21 protein-coding genes and 1 tRNA gene are annotated in these 17,179 nt (G+C 34.1%); 5 read left to right on the top strand and 17 right to left on the bottom strand.

Annotated features, from left to right (window positions below; all coding sequences use genetic code 11):
* Positions 1–44: 44 nt before the first annotated feature.
* The 4 genes from infC to RM51_RS10000 all read left to right on the top strand — a co-directional run bounded on the left by infC (position 45) and on the right by RM51_RS10000 (position 2,693).
* The gene (infC, locus tag RM51_RS09985; RefSeq protein WP_185095002.1) at positions 45–545 is read left to right on the top strand and encodes a translation initiation factor IF-3; all 501 of its coding nucleotides are present in this window, start codon (positions 45–47) and stop codon (positions 543–545) included.
* 215 nt (positions 546–760) lie between these two features.
* On the top strand, positions 761–958 hold the full coding sequence (gene rpmI / locus RM51_RS09990; protein ID WP_034676300.1) for a 50S ribosomal protein L35: 198 nt from the start codon (positions 761–763) through the stop codon (positions 956–958).
* Positions 959–1,080: 122 nt separating this feature from the next.
* On the top strand, positions 1,081–1,425 hold the full coding sequence (gene rplT, locus RM51_RS09995; RefSeq protein ID WP_039368473.1) for a 50S ribosomal protein L20: 345 nt from the start codon (positions 1,081–1,083) through the stop codon (positions 1,423–1,425).
* A 101-nt stretch (positions 1,426–1,526) separates the two neighbouring features.
* On the top strand, positions 1,527–2,693 hold the full coding sequence (locus RM51_RS10000; RefSeq protein WP_039368476.1) for a M28 family peptidase: 1,167 nt from the start codon (positions 1,527–1,529) through the stop codon (positions 2,691–2,693).
* 57 nt (positions 2,694–2,750) lie between these two features.
* Here RM51_RS10000 and RM51_RS19485 read toward each other — a convergent pair whose 3' ends face one another.
* The 14 genes from RM51_RS19485 to RM51_RS10065 form a co-directional block, all read right to left on the bottom strand.
* The gene (locus RM51_RS19485) at positions 2,751–2,894 is read right to left on the bottom strand and encodes a hypothetical protein (protein ID WP_165584997.1); all 144 of its coding nucleotides are present in this window, start codon (positions 2,892–2,894) and stop codon (positions 2,751–2,753) included.
* Positions 2,895–2,928: 34 nt separating this feature from the next.
* A complete protein-coding gene (hisIE, locus tag RM51_RS10005; protein ID WP_039368478.1) occupies positions 2,929–3,516 on the bottom strand; it encodes a bifunctional phosphoribosyl-AMP cyclohydrolase/phosphoribosyl-ATP diphosphatase HisIE in 588 nt (195 codons plus the stop codon).
* Positions 3,513–4,265, bottom strand: coding sequence for an imidazole glycerol phosphate synthase subunit HisF (hisF, locus tag RM51_RS10010; RefSeq protein WP_039368480.1), 753 nt, complete (start codon positions 4,263–4,265; stop codon positions 3,513–3,515). The genes hisIE and hisF overlap by 4 nt, the downstream gene beginning before the upstream one ends.
* Positions 4,258–4,980, bottom strand: coding sequence for a 1-(5-phosphoribosyl)-5-[(5-phosphoribosylamino)methylideneamino]imidazole-4-carboxamide isomerase (gene hisA / locus RM51_RS10015; protein WP_039368481.1), 723 nt, complete (start codon positions 4,978–4,980; stop codon positions 4,258–4,260). The genes hisF and hisA overlap by 8 nt, the downstream gene beginning before the upstream one ends.
* Before the next feature lie 2 nt (positions 4,981–4,982).
* Entirely contained in the window at positions 4,983–5,561 is a 579-nt protein-coding gene (gene hisH / locus RM51_RS10020; RefSeq protein ID WP_039368484.1) for an imidazole glycerol phosphate synthase subunit HisH, read from the bottom strand.
* A 1-nt stretch (position 5,562) separates the two neighbouring features.
* The gene (gene hisB, locus RM51_RS10025) at positions 5,563–6,657 is read right to left on the bottom strand and encodes a bifunctional histidinol-phosphatase/imidazoleglycerol-phosphate dehydratase HisB (protein WP_039368487.1); all 1,095 of its coding nucleotides are present in this window, start codon (positions 6,655–6,657) and stop codon (positions 5,563–5,565) included.
* Between the two features lie 2 nt (positions 6,658–6,659).
* Positions 6,660–7,685, bottom strand: coding sequence for a histidinol-phosphate transaminase (gene hisC / locus RM51_RS10030; RefSeq protein WP_039368490.1), 1,026 nt, complete (start codon positions 7,683–7,685; stop codon positions 6,660–6,662).
* A complete protein-coding gene (gene hisD / locus RM51_RS10035) occupies positions 7,672–8,964 on the bottom strand; it encodes a histidinol dehydrogenase (RefSeq protein ID WP_039368493.1) in 1,293 nt (430 codons plus the stop codon). Before hisD ends, hisC begins: the two co-directional genes overlap by 14 nt.
* A gap of 1 nt (position 8,965) precedes the next feature.
* Complete coding sequence (gene hisG, locus RM51_RS10040; RefSeq protein ID WP_039368495.1) at positions 8,966–9,823, bottom strand: ATP phosphoribosyltransferase; 858 nt, start codon at positions 9,821–9,823, stop codon at positions 8,966–8,968.
* 250 nt (positions 9,824–10,073) lie between these two features.
* Positions 10,074–11,174, bottom strand: a complete 1,101-nt coding sequence (locus RM51_RS10045; protein WP_039368498.1) for a glycosyltransferase family 4 protein — start codon at positions 11,172–11,174, stop codon at positions 10,074–10,076.
* Positions 11,158–11,832 carry a glycosyltransferase family 32 protein gene (locus RM51_RS10050; protein WP_039368501.1) on the bottom strand — a complete coding sequence of 225 codons (675 nt, stop codon included), beginning with the start codon at positions 11,830–11,832 and terminating at the stop codon, positions 11,158–11,160. Before RM51_RS10050 ends, RM51_RS10045 begins: the two co-directional genes overlap by 17 nt.
* A 14-nt stretch (positions 11,833–11,846) precedes the next feature.
* Positions 11,847–12,659 (bottom strand): 2,3,4,5-tetrahydropyridine-2,6-dicarboxylate N-succinyltransferase, encoded by an 813-nt coding sequence (locus RM51_RS10055; RefSeq protein ID WP_039368504.1) that lies wholly within the window; start codon positions 12,657–12,659, stop codon positions 11,847–11,849.
* 149 nt (positions 12,660–12,808) lie between these two features.
* Positions 12,809–13,369, bottom strand: coding sequence for a C40 family peptidase (locus RM51_RS10060; RefSeq protein WP_052248460.1), 561 nt, complete (start codon positions 13,367–13,369; stop codon positions 12,809–12,811).
* A 163-nt stretch (positions 13,370–13,532) separates the two neighbouring features.
* Positions 13,533–13,907, bottom strand: a complete 375-nt coding sequence (locus RM51_RS10065) for a hypothetical protein (RefSeq protein ID WP_039368506.1) — start codon at positions 13,905–13,907, stop codon at positions 13,533–13,535.
* Between the two features lie 298 nt (positions 13,908–14,205).
* On the opposite strand from RM51_RS10065, the gene RM51_RS10070 reads away from it, so the two are divergent.
* Positions 14,206–14,279: transfer RNA gene (locus tag RM51_RS10070), tRNA-Ala, on the top strand.
* 56 nt (positions 14,280–14,335) lie between these two features.
* On the opposite strand, the gene RM51_RS10075 is transcribed toward RM51_RS10070, so the two are convergent.
* From RM51_RS10075 to RM51_RS10085, 3 genes are all read right to left on the bottom strand, one after another.
* The gene (locus RM51_RS10075) at positions 14,336–14,821 is read right to left on the bottom strand and encodes a MarR family winged helix-turn-helix transcriptional regulator (RefSeq protein WP_039368508.1); all 486 of its coding nucleotides are present in this window, start codon (positions 14,819–14,821) and stop codon (positions 14,336–14,338) included.
* Positions 14,822–14,824: 3 nt separating this feature from the next.
* Positions 14,825–15,313, bottom strand: a complete 489-nt coding sequence (locus RM51_RS10080; RefSeq protein WP_039368510.1) for a GNAT family N-acetyltransferase — start codon at positions 15,311–15,313, stop codon at positions 14,825–14,827.
* A 435-nt stretch (positions 15,314–15,748) separates the two neighbouring features.
* Positions 15,749–17,164 (bottom strand): efflux transporter outer membrane subunit, encoded by a 1,416-nt coding sequence (locus RM51_RS10085; RefSeq protein ID WP_039368512.1) that lies wholly within the window; start codon positions 17,162–17,164, stop codon positions 15,749–15,751.
* Positions 17,165–17,179: the final 15 nt, after the last annotated feature.

Below are 17,179 nucleotides of genomic sequence, written 5' to 3' on the forward strand. Positions count from 1 at the left end.
ACAACAGGGGCCCACAAAGACGTCCGGTACAGGAGGACTTACACTTGATCAACGATAAAATTCGTGTGAGAGAGCTTCGTTTGGTGGGCGATAACGTAGAGCCGGGAGTTTATCCGATTGACAAAGCAAGACAAATTGCTGCGGAACAAGAATTGGATCTAGTAGTAATTTCCGATAAGGCAGAACCGTTTATTGCAAGAATATTAGAATACAAGAAATTCTTATATGAGCAAAAGAAAAAGCAAAAGGAACTAAAAGCTAAGCAAGTAAAAGTGGTTGTAAAAGAGATCCGTTTCGGACCTCAGACCGATGAGCACGATTACGAATTTAAGAAAAAACATGCTGAGAAATTCCTTGAGGAAGGTTCAAAATTAAAGACCTACGTATTTTTTAAAGGACGTTCGATTATCTTTAAAGATCAGGGAGAAATCTTGCTTCTAAAACTGGCTCAGGAACTAGAGCACGTTGGAAAAGTAGACCAGCTTCCTAAGCTTGAAGGAAAGAGAATGATTATGATGATGAGTCCTAAAAAACCAGCAAAATAATTTTAAAAACACATTTCAGTAGTATCAAAATCTACTGATTGAGACATATAAAAAGAGATTTCTTTTAGAAGTCTCTTTTTTCTGTTTTGAAAAGCGTAAAATATTACGTTAAAGCGTATTCATGTCTCGATTTTTTTTCTTAATTTTGCAAACTATTATTCCTATTATAGGAAACCAATACAGATATTGATAACAAAACAATAAAAAGCAAAACAATGCCAAAATTAAAAACGAAATCAGGTGCTAAAAAGCGTTTTGCTCTTACTGGAACAGGTAAGATCAAAAGAAAAAATGCTTACAAAAGCCACATCTTAACTAAGAAAGAAACTAAGCAGAAGAGAAATCTTACTACTACTTCTTACGTAGCTAAAGTGGATGAGAAAAGCGTTCAACGTCAATTAGCAATCAAGTAGTTTTTATAAATCTATATTCGGTTTATAAGAATTCAAAACAAATTCAACAATTTAACCCTGAAATGGAGCAGCTAAGTGCAATGAAACAGTTTGCCGCACATTTCAAAAAAACAATTTAAATTATGCCAAGATCAGTAAATGCCGTAGCTTCAAGAGCACGCAGAAAGAAAATTTTTAAGCAAGCTAAAGGTTTTTTCGGTAGAAGAAAGAACGTTTGGACTGTAGCTAAAAACGCGGTAGAAAAAGCAATGCAATATGCTTACCGTGGTAGAAAAGAGAAGAAAAGAAACTTCAGAGCACTTTGGATCACTCGTATCAACGCGGGAGCTAGAGTACACGGAATGTCTTACTCTCAATTTATGGGAGCTCTTAAAAAGAACAACATTGAGCTTAACAGAAAAGTTTTAGCAGATTTAGCAATGAATCACCCTGAAGCTTTCAAAGCAGTTGTAGATCAAGTAAAATAATGTAAAATTTTTGTTATCAATATAAATCCCGGGTTTTTTGCTCGGGATTTTTTTATTATCTACATTTGTTCTTTATTAAAGTTTAAAATCAAGGATTTCCAGTGAAAAAGATCAGTACTCTCCTATTTTTATCAGTTGTCGGATTTTGCAGTAAGGCACAAAGTTTTATTCAGGCTTATCAAACGAGAGCCGATCAGGTTTCTCAGACGAATGTTACTACTCTTTTGCAGGAGTTTGGTAATTTGGGAGTAAAAACTACTGGTTCTACAGCAAATAACAATGCATTGGATTGGCTAAAGGCAAAATATCAGTCTTATGGTTATGATGCAAGCCAAATGACGGAAGATTCTTTTACGTATGGAAGTTCTACCTCAAAAAACCTGATTATTACCAAAACAGGAACTTTATATCCGAATACTTATGTGATTATCTGTGGTCATTATGATACGATAACAGGACCGGGAGTAAGTGATAACGGAAGTGGTACTTCAATCATTTTGGAAGCTGCAAGAATTCTGAAAGATGTTCCTACAGAATATTCTATTAAATTTATTCATTTCTCAGGGGAAGAACAAGGTTTGGTAGGCAGTACTCACTATGTGAATAATGTAGTATTCCAAAACAGTGTGCGTCAATTGAATTTACGTGTGGTCTTTAATATTGATCAGGTAGGTGGAAAAATCGGAAATGCAAATACTACAATTAATTGTGAAAGCGATCAGAGTGGTCAGTCTGGAAATGATGCTGCTTCTCTGTCTTTTACACAACAATTGGCTGCTTGCACAACATTATACTCGCCGCTTCTGACGAATATGTCAAATGCATATGCTTCAGATTATATGCCTTTTGAAAATAAAGGAGATATCATCACTGGTTTTTATGAAACAACAAGAAGTTATAATGAACATACAGTAAATGATACTTTTGCCAATGTAGACCCTACTTATGTTTTTAAGGTAGGAAAAGCTTCAGTAGGTGCACTTCAGCATTTTGCAATAGCAAGTTCTACGTTGTCAACTTCTGATATATCAATTGATAAAATAGATGCGGTAAAGATCTACCCTAATCCTGCAAAAGATATTTTAAATATTGAACTTCCTCACGATATTAAAAATTTCCATTTTGAGATTACAGATCTATCCGGAAGATCTTTATTTACAACAGAAAATGAAATAATAGTTAATGTTTCTACGCTGAAAAAAGGGGCTTATTTAGGGATTATTAAATCCGACGGTAAAACTGCTGTGAGAAAGTTTCTCATCAAATAATATTGAACTCAACGAAAAAGTAAAGGGCCAATTATTAAAATTGGCTCTTTTTATATTTTATCCTCCTCTGGTTCCGCCTTTTGCAGATTCATTAGGTTTTATTTTTCCTCCATGACCTCCGCTTTTTTCGGAAATATTTTCTTGTTCATTATCCTCATCTTTAATAGGTTGAGAATTTCTTTTCTTTTCGTTTTCTGACATGGTTTTTAGTTTTAATGAAATATAAAAATACGTTTTATTTATTACGATTGATCAAAATCTCTTCAATATCTTCCAGTTTCATATTTTTAGCTTTCAGTAAAATTAAATAATGATACAGTAAATCAGCCGCTTCATTTTTAAACAAGTCATCATTGTTATCCTTTGCTTCAATGACCAATTCTACAGCTTCCTCTCCTACTTTTTGAGCGACTTTATTGATTCCTCTCTGAAATAATGAATACGTGTAAGAACCTTCCACTTTTTCATCAATTCTGTGGCTAATTTTTTCTTCTAATTCATAAAGGAAACCTTTGGAATCTTTATTTCCAAAGCAACTGAAACTTCCGGTGTGACAAACTATATTTTTAGGAACAGCTTTAATTAAAATCGTATCATTATCACAATCAATTTCCATGCTTTTTACCGTTAAAAAATTGCCTGATTCTTCCCCTTTAGTCCAGAGTCTGTTTTTTGAACGACTGAAAAATGTGACAATCCCTTCGTTTTTTGTCTTTTTAAATGCCTCTTCATTCATATAACCCAACATAAGAACCTGTAATGTTCTGTCATCCTGAATAATAACAGGAACCAATCCTTCGCTTTTATTAAAATTTCTGTTCATCGTATTGCAATTTTTTTAGATTTTAATTCACTTTTTAAATCCTGGATTTTTACCTCTCCAAAATGGAAGATACTTGCTGCTAAACCTCCTGTCGCTTTTGTTTCATTAAAAACGGTTTCAAAATCTTCAATTTTTCCTGCACCACCGGAAGCAATGATCGGAATGTTTATACTTTCGGAAATCAATTTTGTAATTCTCAAATCAAAACCGTTTTTGGTTCCGTCTCCGTCCATTGAAGTTAAAAGAATTTCTCCCACTCCCAATTCTTCCGCTTTTTTTGCCCAATCCAACGTTTTTAAACCTGTAATTTCCCTTCCTCCTTTCACATGAACCCAATCCGAACCCTCAACAAATTTTGTGTCAATAGCGACAACGATACATTGACTTCCAAATTCGTTGGATAAATCCGAAATTAAATGTGGATTTTTAACTGCAGAAGAATTGATACTGATTTTATCGGCTCCGGCTTCCAGTAATTTTCTCACATCTTCAATTGTTGAAATTCCACCACCGACAGTGAAAGGAATACTTAATTCTTTTGCAATTTCTTTCACCAATTCGACAAAAGTTTTTCGTTCTTCAATGGTAGCAGTGATATCCAGAAAAACCAGTTCATCTGCTCCATCGTTTTCATATTTTTTTGCTAGCTCAATGGGATTTCCGGCGTTTCTCAACCCTTCAAAATTGATTCCTTTTACCGTTGTTCCGTCTTTGATATCCAGACAGGGAATGATTCTCTTTTTAAGCATTTTCAATCAATTTTTGTAGTTCTTTCAATTCAATTCTTCCTTCATAAATCGCTTTTCCGATAATTGTTCCGGAGCACCCGATTTTTTTCATCTCGTAAACATCTTCAATTCCCGAAATTCCGCCACTTGCCACCAACCGAATGGAGGTTTGACTTAATATTTCTTTATATAAATCCGTTGAAGCTCCTTCCAACATCCCATCTTTTGAAATATCGGTGCAGATTACATTGTTCACTCCTTTTTGCTGATACCGAAGAATAAAATCAATGACATCCTGATTGCTTTCTTCCAGCCAGCCTGAAGTTTTGATTTTTCTATTTTCACAATCGGCTCCCAGAATAATTTTTCCTGAACCGTATTTTTTGATTAAATCAAAACAAAACTCCGGATTTTGGACAGCAATGCTTCCGATCGTAATTTGTTTCGCTCCTGCATTAAAAGCAATTTCGATATCTTCTAACGTCTTTAATCCTCCACCAAAATCAATCTCTAAAGTGGTTTCTCGCGCAATATTTTCCAGTACTTTTTGATTGACAAGATGTTTGGATTTTGCACCATCCAAATCAACCAAATGCAGAAACTTAATCCCAAAACTTTCAAATTCTTTGGCAACTTCTACCGGATTTTCATTGTATATTTTTTTTGTTCCGTAATCTCCTTTTGACAAACGGACACATTTTCCGTCGATAATATCGATTGCAGGGATAATTCGCATGGTTAAAGTTTTAAAAAGTTATTCAAAATTTGACTTCCAATTCTGCCTGATTTTTCAGGGTGAAACTGCGTGGCGTAGAAATTATCTTTTTGTAAAGATGCGCTGAAAGGCAGAATATAATTACAAATCGACGTTGTATGCTCAGAGAGTTCACAATAATAGCTGTGAACAAAATACATATCACTTTCCTCTTCAATTCCAGAAAAAACAGATGATTTGAAATCTGAAATCGTATTCCATCCCATATGTGGAACAATATCTATCGCAGGGAATTTCTTTACATTAATATCAAAAATTCCCATTCCGATAGTGTTTCCTTCTTCATTGTTTTTGCACATCAGCTGCATTCCCAGACAGATTCCCAAAACAGGCTGTTTTAACGTAGGAATTAATTGATCTAACCCTTTTTCTTTTAAATTGTTCATGGTAGAAGACGCTTTTCCAACTCCCGGGAAAATCACTTTATCTGCCTTTTTAATGAGCTCAAAATCATCTGTAATAATTGATTCTGCTCCTAATCTGTTCAAGGCATTCTGTACAGAATTAACGTTTCCACCGTTGTATTTTATAATCGCTATCATGTTATAAACTTCCTTTTGTTGAGGGTAAATTGAAATTCTGATCAGATTGATTAACCGCCATTTTTATTGCTTTTGCGAAGGCTTTAAAAATAGATTCAATCTTGTGGTGCTCATTTTCTCCTTCCACTTTAATATTCAGATTGCATTTAGCAGAATCTGTGAAAGATTTGAAGAAATGTTCAAACATTTCAGTCGGAACATCTCCGATCTTTTCACGTTTGAAATCTGCATCCCAAACCAACCATGAGCGTCCTCCGAAATCAAGAGCGACTTGTGCTAAACAATCGTCCATCGGAAGAAGAAAACCATATCTTTCAATCCCTTTTTTCTTTCCTAACGCTTTTAAAATAGCTTCTCCTAAAACGATTCCCGTATCTTCAATCGTGTGGTGTTCATCAACCTGTAAATCTCCATTTACGTTAATTTTCAGGTCCAGATTGCCATGTTTTGAAATCTGTTCCAACATGTGATCAAAAAAATGTAAACCCGTTGAGATTTCAGAATTTCCGCTTCCATCAAGATTTACTTCGATTTCAATATCGGTTTCATTGGTTTTTCTTGATACTTTAGATTTTCGGGGAATTTGCTTTAAATATTGGTAGATTTCACTCCAGCTTTCAGTCGTTAATTTTGCATTTTCATTCTGAATAGTATTAATGAAAATAGCTTTGGAATTTAAATTTTTTGCCAACTGAATATCTGTTAACCGATCTCCGATCACAAAAGAATTTTCAAGATCATAGTCTCCGTAGATGTATTTTCCTAACATTCCGATTCCCGGCTTTCTTGTAGGTAAATTTTCACTTTCAAAGCTTTTATCGATCAGAATATCATTGAAAATAATTCCTTCATTTTTTAACGCTTTTAGCATCTTTTCATGAGGCTTTTTAAAATCTTCGTAAGGAAAACTCTCTGTTCCCAATCCATCCTGATTGGTTACCATGACCAATTCAAAGTCGAGTTCCTTTGCAATTTTTGAAAGATTTTGAAAAACGCCGGGATAGAATTCCAGTTTTTCTAAAGAGTCAACCTGAAAATCTGTGGGTGGTTCTAGAATCAAAGTTCCGTCACGGTCTATAAACAATACTTTTTTCATCTTTATATACTTTTTAAAACCTGGATTAATTGCGTGTTTTCTTTTCGATTTCCAACATTAATTCTGATACAGTTCGGAATTTGTGGACTCCTTTTACTGGTCAGGATTTCATTTTTTAATAATTTATCATACACTTTTTCTACGTTTTCAAATTCAATTAAAAAGAAATTGGCATTTGTAGGATATATTTTTTTAATACATTTTACAGACTGAAATTCATTTTTAAGCCAGGAAATTTCATTTAAAGTATTTTCTATATTTGAATTTACAACTTCTTGTTTATTAATTATTTCAATTATTTTATTTAAACTTAATGAATTAACGTTGTAAGGAGCTTTCACCGTATTGATCAGCTTAATGATTTCTTGTGAAGAATAAGCAATTCCAACTCTTGTTCCTGCCATTCCCCAAGCTTTTGAAAACGTTTGAAGAACAATCAGATTTGGATATTTTTCTAATAATTCAGTACAAGATTTTTTGCCGGAAAATTCTATATAAGCTTCATCAACAACAACAATTCCATTGAAATTTTTAATATAAAACTCAATATCTTCGATACAATTTCCTGTCGGATTGTTTGGAGAGCACAGAAAGAATATTTTTAATTGATTTTCCTTTATTATATTTAAAAATTCATCTTTATAGATTTCAAAATTTTCATTTAAGTTTAGTTTTACAACATTATTTTCATTAATGGAAGCATAAAATCCATACATCGCAAAAGAAGGGTTCATCATTAAAATTGAATCCTTTTTCGGCTCACAGAAAACCTTTATAATTAAATCAATTAATTCATCACTTCCATTTCCGACTGCAATTTGACTGGCCGAAATATTTTTTATCTCAGAAAGTTTTTGCTTTAGTTCTTTCTGTGTTGAATCAGGATAACGGTTCAATTCTCCAAACGGACTTTCATTGGAATCCAGTAAAACCGGGTTTTCAAATTCATTGGTATCTCTGAAACTTATATAAGGTTGCAGTTCTAAGATGTTTTTTCTTACTAAACTATTGATATTAAATTCTTTCATTTTCTTGTTTTAATCTGATACTTACGGCATTTTTGTGGGCAAACAGTCCTTCTGCTTCTGCCATGATTTCTATTGTTTTTCCTAAATTCTGAAGTCCTTCTTTCGACAGATTTTGAAAAGTTATTTTCTTTACAAAGCTATCTAAAGAAACTCCGCTGTAATTCTTTGAAAATCCGTTGGTTGGAAGTGTGTGATTGGTTCCACTTGCGTAATCTCCGGCACTTTCACAAGAATAATTTCCAAGGAAAACAGAACCTGCATTTTGAATTTTTGGAATATATTTTTCAAAGTCTTCCAAAGCTAAAATCAAATGCTCTGGAGCATATAGATTGCTAAATTCAAAGGCTTCTTCCTGTGTATTTAATAAAACGAAATGACTGTTCTTAAGGGCTTCTTCGGCTAATTCATTTCTGGGAAGCTCTTTAAGCTGCTTTTCTGTTTCTTCAATCGTTTGGTTAAAAATCTCTTCATCCGTTGCAAGAAAAACTACCTGACTGTCACTTCCGTGTTCCGCCTGAGAAAGCAGATCTGCGGCACAGAATTCGGGAATTGCTTTTTCATCTGCAATCACCAAAACTTCACTCGGTCCTGCAGGCATATCGATGGCTACGTTATAATTTTGAGCAAATTCTTTTGCTGCTACCACGTATTGATTTCCGGGTCCAAAAATTTTAAAGACATTTGGGATATTTTCTGTGCCTAAAGTCATGGCTGCAATTGCCTGTGCTCCACCTACTTTAAAGAGTTGAGTTACTCCGCAAATTTTTGCAGTATATAAAATAGCAGGATTAATATTTCCGTTCTTATCGGTAGGTGTACATAAGATGATTTCTTTACAACCCGCTAACTGAGCGGGAATGGCAAGCATGAGAACCGTAGAAAATAAAGGCGCTGTTCCTCCCGGAATATAAATTCCGACCTTTTCTATAGCTCTGTTTTCTCTCCAGCAAACGACTCCTTTTGTGGTCTCAATTTTTTCTTTTTCAGTGTTTTGGGAAGCGTGAAATGCTGTAATATTGTCTTTTGCCTGCTGAATGGCTTGTTTTAATTCATTACTGATCTGGTTTTCTGCACTTTCTATTTCTGTTTCAGAAACTTTTATATTTTGGATTTCAGCTCCATCAAATTTTTTATTAAAATCTAGTAAAGCCTGATCTCCGTTTTTTTCAACTTCACTAAAAATCTCTGTAATTAATTCTGTAAGCTTTTCTCTTTGTAAAATGGGTCTTTTTACCAATTCCGACCAGCTTTCTTTTTGAGGATATGTATTAATTTTCATATTAAATCACCATTTTATCGATTGGAATTATGAGAATATCTTGTGCTCCGTTGTCTTTCAGTTCGTCTATGACTTCCCAAAAACGTTCTTCATCAATGACTGAATGAATGCTGCTCCAGCCTTTTTCTGCTAAAGGAATTACCGTAGGGCTCTTCAAAACAGGAAGTGTTTTTGAAATAAGATCTATCTTTTTATTCGGAACATTCATCAGAATATATTTTGAGTTTTTTGCCTTTAAAACCGCTTTGATTCTGAATAGGAATTTCTCTAAAATAGACACTTTTTCCGGGCTTAATTGTGATGTTTTTGCCAGTACAGCTTCAGATTTTAACAGGGTAATGGTTTCTCTCAACCCATTTTTGAATAAAGTGCTTCCGGAGCTTACAATATCACAGATGCCATCAGCAAGACCAATATTTGGGGCGATTTCTACAGAGCCGGAAATGATGTGAATATCCGCTGAAATATTATTTTTCTGAAGAAAGTTGTTAAGGGTATTCGGATAAGACGTAGCAATTTTTTTCCCTTGGAAATAATTGATGTCATCCGTTTCAATTTCCTTTGGAATGGCTAGAGAAACTCTGCATTTTGAGAAGCCAAGAGGTTGAATAATCTCAATATTCTTTTGTTTTTCAACTAAAAGATTTTCACCAACAATGGCAATGTCAACGACTCCATCTTCCAGATATTGAGGAATGTCCGAATTTCGTAAGTACATGATTTCCATCGGAAAATTGTCTACAGAAACTTTGAGCTGGTCTTTTCCGTTGTTGATGAAAATTCCGCAGTCTTTGAGAAGCTGAAGAGATTCTTCGTAAAGGCGTCCGCTTTTTTGTATCGCTATTTTTAATTTACTCATTTCACTTTTGTTGTGTCTGAGTAAATGAAAGCTGGTTGATTTGAAAAATTTCCCGGGATAAATTTAGAAACAAAAAAACCGTCTATTTACTCAGACGGTTTTTAATTATTTTGATTTTTAACATAATATATATCAATCAATTCCGTCTAGCAGATATGATGGTGATAATGATGTACTGTTAAAAAATTCGGTTTCATTATTGAAATTTTATGGTACAAATGTAGGACTTATTTTTAAACTGCCAAGAATTTTACGAAATAATTTTTCTGTATAGCGTCATCAGTTCGTTGGCAATAGGCTCGTCATTAAATTTCTGAACAAACTCAAAACCCTTTTCAGTACGGCGTTTTCTTTCGGATTCGTTCTCCCACAAAAATTTTATTTTTGACTGAATATCTAAATGGTTGTTCGGATCTATATAAACGGAATCAGGACCTCCCGCTTCAGGAAGGCAGCTTGTATTGCTTGTAACAGTCACAGTTTTTGAGAAAAGTGCTTCTATGACAGGGATTCCAAAGCCTTCAAAAAAACTCGGATAAACAAAAACATCTGCTAATTTATAAATAATCGCCAATTCATCCATAGAAACTCCTTCTAAAAAATGAACTTGCTTTTCCATTTTGTTTTTCTGAATAAAGCTTGCTATTTTTTGAAAATATTTTGTCTTCTTCCCAACTACGACCAATGGAATATTCGTTCCGTTTATTCCTTTTACAATATTTAAAAGGTTTTTACGATCTTCTATGGTTCCGACATTTAAAATAAATCTTTCAGACAGACTGAATTTTTCTTTAGTGGCCTGAATAAATTCCTGAGACTGTTCTTCTTTAAAAGCTTTGTGGCACCCTTGATAAATCACTTCGATCTTTGATTCCGGAACTTTCAAAAACTGGACAATATCTCTTTTTGTCTGTTCTGAAATCGCAATGATTTTATCGGCAGAATTTGCCGCTTTTTTAAACTTCCAAAAATGAATTTTTCGGTCAAAAAATGAGTAATATTGAGGATAACGGACAAAAATCAAATCGTGAATGGTAACGATTTTTTTGATCGGCTTATTATCCCATTTTAAAGGTAATTCACCAGATAATCCATGAAAAATATCAGCATTTTGTTTCTGTGCGTCCTTTCCCATTTTAAACTGGCGGGACATATTCCCTTTGGACGTTTCAACAAACTGAACATTAGAATTTTTCAGAATATCTGCTCCTCTTTCTGATTTGTTTTTGTGCAATAAAATATATTCGTTTTCAGGAAAATATTTTGACAAAATACGAATCAGATCGCGGGAATAGTTTCCTAATCCTGAGGTGTTATGGAAAAAACGCTTTGCATCATACGCTATCTTCATTCTCAGGTCTTATGATGTTTTGAGTCAGCTGTTTCTTTTTCCAGTGTTCGGATTTGTCTTTATACAGGAAGAATTTTCCAAGCTTATATTTAAACTGCATTTTGTTGTCATAATGAGGTCCCAAAAATCGGTGCGGGATATTTGGATTTTCTTTAAGACATTCTTTAATGGAGTCTGTATAAACTGTTGGACCAGTGGTTTTATGAACATTGTGAGGATACGGATTATTCTTAATGTTATCCAGTATATTTTCTAATGTTCTTTGTAGAAATGGGTGTCCGGCTTCATACACCAGACCCCATTGTACATAATATGTTGGCGGATCTTCATCCGTTACTAACGCAGTATCATCTTCGCGAATCAGCTTTCTTAAAGGAATATTGATTCCGCTGTCGATATCCAGATATACCCCTCCTTTTTTATACAGAATAGCATATCTGAAAAAATCTGCTTTAGCTGCTCCTATGGTCAACCTGTTGTAGGCTTTCAGATATTCAGGTGGGAATTCATCTTTAAAGAATTCGGTAATCCTTTTATCATCATAAAAATGATATTGGTATTCAGGATTTTTCTTAAGCATTCTTTTAATATGAAACTTCGTAAGCCAAGGAAGCTTATCCGTTTTGAAGGTCTGAAAGATCTGTTTAGGAATGGCCATAGTTTTGTCTAAATTTAAACTGCTACATTGTTTTCTCTCAATGCGTCATTAAGAGACGTTTTTTTATCTGTAGATTCTTTTCTCTGACCGATGATCAAAGCACAAGGAACCTGATATTCTCCTGCCGGATATTGCTTTGTATAACTTCCAGGAATTACTACTGAACGTGCAGGAACTCTCCCTTTAATTTCAATAGGTTCCGGACCTGTAACGTCAATGATTTTAGTTGAAGCTGTTAATACAACGTTTGCTCCTAAAACAGCTTCTTTTTCTACATGAACTCCTTCTACTACGATACATCTTGAACCGATGAAACAGTCATCTTCAATGATTACCGGAGCAGCCTGAAGCGGTTCTAATACACCACCGATACCAACACCACCACTCAAGTGAACGTTTTTACCAATTTGTGCGCAGCTTCCTACAGTAGCCCAAGTATCAACCATTGTTCCTGAATCTACGTAAGCTCCGATATTTACATAAGAAGGCATCATGATTACTCCCGGAGCAATATAAGCTCCTTCTCTTGCAACTGCATGCGGTACAACTCTTACTCCTTTTTCAGCATAATTTCTCTTCAAAGGCATTTTATCATGAAATTCAAACGGACCTACTTCAATAGTTTCCATCTTTTGGATCGGGAAATACATTACCACAGCTTTCTTTACCCATTCATTTACCTGCCATCCGTTTTCTGTAGGTTCAGCTGTACGAAGTTCTCCTTTATCAACCAAAGAAATAACCTCTCTGATAGCCTTTTGGCTGTCTTCATTCTGCAATAAATCTCTGTTGTCCCAGATATTTTCAATAGTTTGTTGTAACGACATGTTTCTTATTTAAAATTATTTCGCCAAATATACAAAAAAGTTCACCTTCTTCTGAACCGGAACGGCGACAAAAAATTGATGATTGTCGAGTTTTTTAGGCTTTTATAAAAATTGTAATCATCGAAAAAATAAAACTTGTAAGCTATAAATTATAAGACTCTTTGAGCATGAAGATAGGCTTTGTTCCAATATTTTTCGTTGAGGGAAGAAATGATCACTCCTTTTGAGGTAGAAGCATGGATAAATTTCACTTCTCCGTCACTTCCTATATCGTGTACAATTCCTACATGGGAAACTCTGCTTCCGCCTCCTGTAGCAAAGAATAAAAGATCTCCGGGTTTTACTTCATCAATATCAATTTCTTTTCCTGTTAAAGCCTGATCTGAAGATCTTCTGGGAAGTTTGAAATCGTTTTCTTCAAATACTTTTACGGTAAATCCTGAGCAATCGAATCCGGAAGATGTATTTCCTCCAAATTTGTAGGGCGTTCCTATATATTTTTCGGCGTCTTTTAAAATAGCGTTGATAGATTTGGGTACTTTACCGTCAAATTTTGAATCCAGTTTTCTGAGGTTTTCAGTTCTTGCGACAGATTTATTTTTTTCAGAAACATTTTTTGAGCTTCCGCAGGAAATAATCATTGAGAATGCAATCAATACAACAGATAATTGCTTTATGTTTAAATGATTTTCAAGTAATCCCAATTTCATGCGCTTCCGTTATTTAATGATGTATTGCAAATATATACATTTGGAGCATTATATATTATTTAGAATTTGTTAAATTAAACCCATAAAACCTATTTTTTTTCATTGAAAACAAAAAAATCCGGAAAATATACTTTTCCGGATCTTATCTCTATTTTTTTAAATCTTAATTTTTGTCTTTTTCTCCTTTCCAGGTTCCTGATCTTCCAGGGGTAGGAACTGAATTTACCCAACTTCCGTTTCCAACTTTATCTACTGTAAGATTCCCTCTGAACTCTCCGTCTGAAGGAAGACCTACTACAGCATTTAAATCTCCAGAAGTACTAAGGGTTCCGGAAATGTTATAATTTTCCTGATTGGTATCAGAATGCATTGTTCCGGTAACTTTTCCGTCAGTTGCTACAACAATATTCCACACTCCTTTATCACTTCCTTCATAGGTTCCATGCCAAGTCCCGATAAAATCATAAATGCTGTCATCATCTGAGCTACATCCGATAAATAAAAAAGCTGTTAATAAGAGTAAAAAAAGTTTCTTCATAGTGTAATAAAAGTTTTATGAAATAAATCTTGTTGAGTTTGAATTTGGCAAATATATAATTTTAATTTAATTTCTTAGGCTTTTTGAAATGTTTATTTTTCAGTAATTAAAGAAAGATTTAATTTCATTTAATATTGTAATCAAATTCATAAAATTAGTTTTGTGAGAAATTATTTGATGATTTTGAAAGAAACCAGATCGTTAAAAGAAAAGTATTTTATTATTTTAATATAAAAATCAATTAAACGAATTGAAGTTGGTAAATAATTTCTATTTTTGCAATCACCAAAACGGAATTGGGGAATTAGCTCATCTGGCTAGAGCGTTAGACTGGCAGTCTAAAGGTGACGGGTTCGACCCCCGTATTCTCCACAAATGAAAAGAGTTACAATCAATTGTAACTCTTTTTTATTTAAATAAGTTTCACATTATTTGCTTTCTGTATTCTTCAGTTGTAATACTCTCTGCAAAAACGACTGATTCGCAATTTTTTCTTCTGCTTCATTAATTGCTTTCAGTAAGTGGTTTTGATTATCTGAGATTTCGCCCAAAACTTTTGAAATGATTTCCCACACCGGCTTCATCTGTGCTATGAGTTCAATTCCTTTAGGGGCCAATTCAATCAAGCGTTTTCTTTCATCAGTTTTATCTTTTTTAGACTGAATCATTTGCTGTTTTTCAAGTTCTTTTAAAAGACTGATGGTGGAAGGATGGGTATACCCTATTTCATTAGCAATTTCTACTACACTGAGTGTGTTTTTGTGATGCAGGGTAAAGATGACCGGAAAGTATTTAGGTTCGAAATCTATTCCGAATTCTTTATAGACTAAAGCTCCATCTTTACGTAACTGTTCACTGAGACGTTGCAATCGGGTTGATAAAGCAAGAGTTCCGGATTCGTTAATGACATTCATAGGTTATGATTTTAGATGGAGAAAGCAAAATACATTATCGGCGCTCATCAAAGGGAATTTTACAGGTAATAATTCCTTGTCAATGATTTTAAAGTGGTTTCGTTCGTAAAAACGTAACGCCGCTTTGAGTATCGATACGGTTCCCAAATATACTTCTTCTATTCCATTTTCATTGCAGTAAGCAATCAGGATTTCCAATAGCTTCTGAGCAATATTATGCTCTTTTCCTCTGAATTCTTTTTTGACAAACATTTTTCGGATAGCGGCAGCGTTTTCATCAAATTTTACCAAGGCAATGGTTCCAACAAGTTCACCATTAATAAAAGTGCCCCAAAAGCTGCCGCCACTGGCGAAATAGAATTCTTCGATTTGCTTAAGATCCGGCTGGTCTTCTATCGTGATCGGAACATTGAATTCTTTTTGCTGGATATTCAGAATTAAGTCTATCACTGATTCTGAATAGATATTGTTTATTGTTTTGATTTCTAGCATGATATTTTATTTATGTACAAAACTACGTAGTTAACTACATGTATGCAAATAGAAATATAATTTTGTATTTAAAATTCTATAATACAGTTGTTTAAAATTTAATTTAAAGAGGTTGTATATTATCTCAAACATCAACATCTGCGCAATCTGTGAAATCTGCGGGATATCATTAAAACATTTCATCAAAGATAGCTGAGATTCTTCATTACACTATGTTTCATTCAGAATGACAAAGGTTTCAATTTTTTAACGCAAAGATTTTATTATCTAATATACTATGCAAGTGAGCAAAGGTTTTAATCAATCCATTGATTTGATGAAGCTTTGATGATCAATTCATTATGTGAAATCTTATCTCGAATTGTGACTAAATAATATAAAAAACGTGTGCTGAAATTAATCAACGCACGTTTTATTACTATTTATTATTAGAAATTATTTCCAACCGCCACCAAGAGCCTGATACAGCTCTACGGAAGCTTTCATTTTACTGTATTGTGCATTTGAAATATTAAGTTCTGCGTTTAATGAATTCACGCTTGCATTCAATACTTCAAGGTAGTTTGCCATTCCGTAATTAACTAATTCCTGAGAATAATCTACAGATTTTTTATAAGATTCCAGTTCTTTTTGCTTTAATTCAATAAAAGAATCCTGAACGGAGAATACTCTTATGGCATCCGAAACTTCTTTTCCAGCTGTTAGCACTGTTTTTCTGAAGTTTAAATATGCTGTTTCCTGATTAGCAAGACTTACTTCATAGTTGGTCTTAATCGTTCTTTTATTTAAAATAGGCTGAGCTAAACCTCCTACTACACTTGCAAATAATGAATTTACACTGAATAAGTGGTCTATATCCATAGACTGTAATCCTGCATTTCCTGTGATTTTAAGCGTAGGATAAAACTGAGCTTTTGCTGCATTGGTCAATTCAAAAGCATTCATTAACGTATATTCAGCTCTCATGACATCGGGTCTGTTTGCTAATAATTGTGCAGGATATCCCAATTTTAAATCAATTGGAACATGCTGGCTTTTCAATGTAGATCTTTCAATGGTATGAGAAGGCTCTCCCATTAAAAGGCTCATTGTATTTTCTAGCAATTGAATCTGTGTATCGATATCAATCAATAAAGATTTCGCATTGAAAACAAGTGCTTCACTTTGCTGAACGGCAACTTCAGTTAATGTTCCCGAAGCTTTTAAAGCTTTTGTTGTTTCCAAGTTTTTCTCACGAACGGCAATCGTTTCAGTAATGATTCTTTTTTGATCATCAAAAGTCAATAACTGATAGTACGAAGAAGCGATAGAAGCAACCAAGTCACTTTTTACACTTTTATGAGCGGCAACAGTTCCTAAGTAGGTGGCCATCTGAGCTTTTTCCTGAGCTTTTAATTTCCCCCAAAGATCGGCTTCAAAACCAACACTTGCCGTAAGATCTAGCTGATTGATATAACGTCTCTGTCCAAATAACTGTCCGGTTTGTGTATTCAAAGACTGAGTTTGGAAAGTGTAACCGGGACCAACCGTTAAAGTCGGCATATACGCTGCTTTGCTTTGTTTTAAATAAGCCTCAGCAGAAGTAATACTCTGTAATGCGATTCTTATATCCAGGTTATTTTCTAAAGCTTTTGTAATATGCTGCTGAAGTATTGGATCTGTAAAAATATCCTTCCATGAAACGTTGGCAATATTTGTACTGTCGGAAGGAAGCATATCTGTACGGAACAGCTTTTCGTCTACAACATTTTGAGGACGCTCATATTCTTTTCTTGCCATACAAGATGATACGGCAGCAAGAATTGCAACTGAAAAAGTAATTCCTTTTATGATGTTTAATAAACTCTTCATTTTTTATTATTAGAA

It is taken from the genome of Chryseobacterium taiwanense (genome assembly GCF_000813825.1).
Classification (GTDB): Bacteria; Bacteroidota; Bacteroidia; order Flavobacteriales; family Weeksellaceae; genus Chryseobacterium; species Chryseobacterium taiwanense.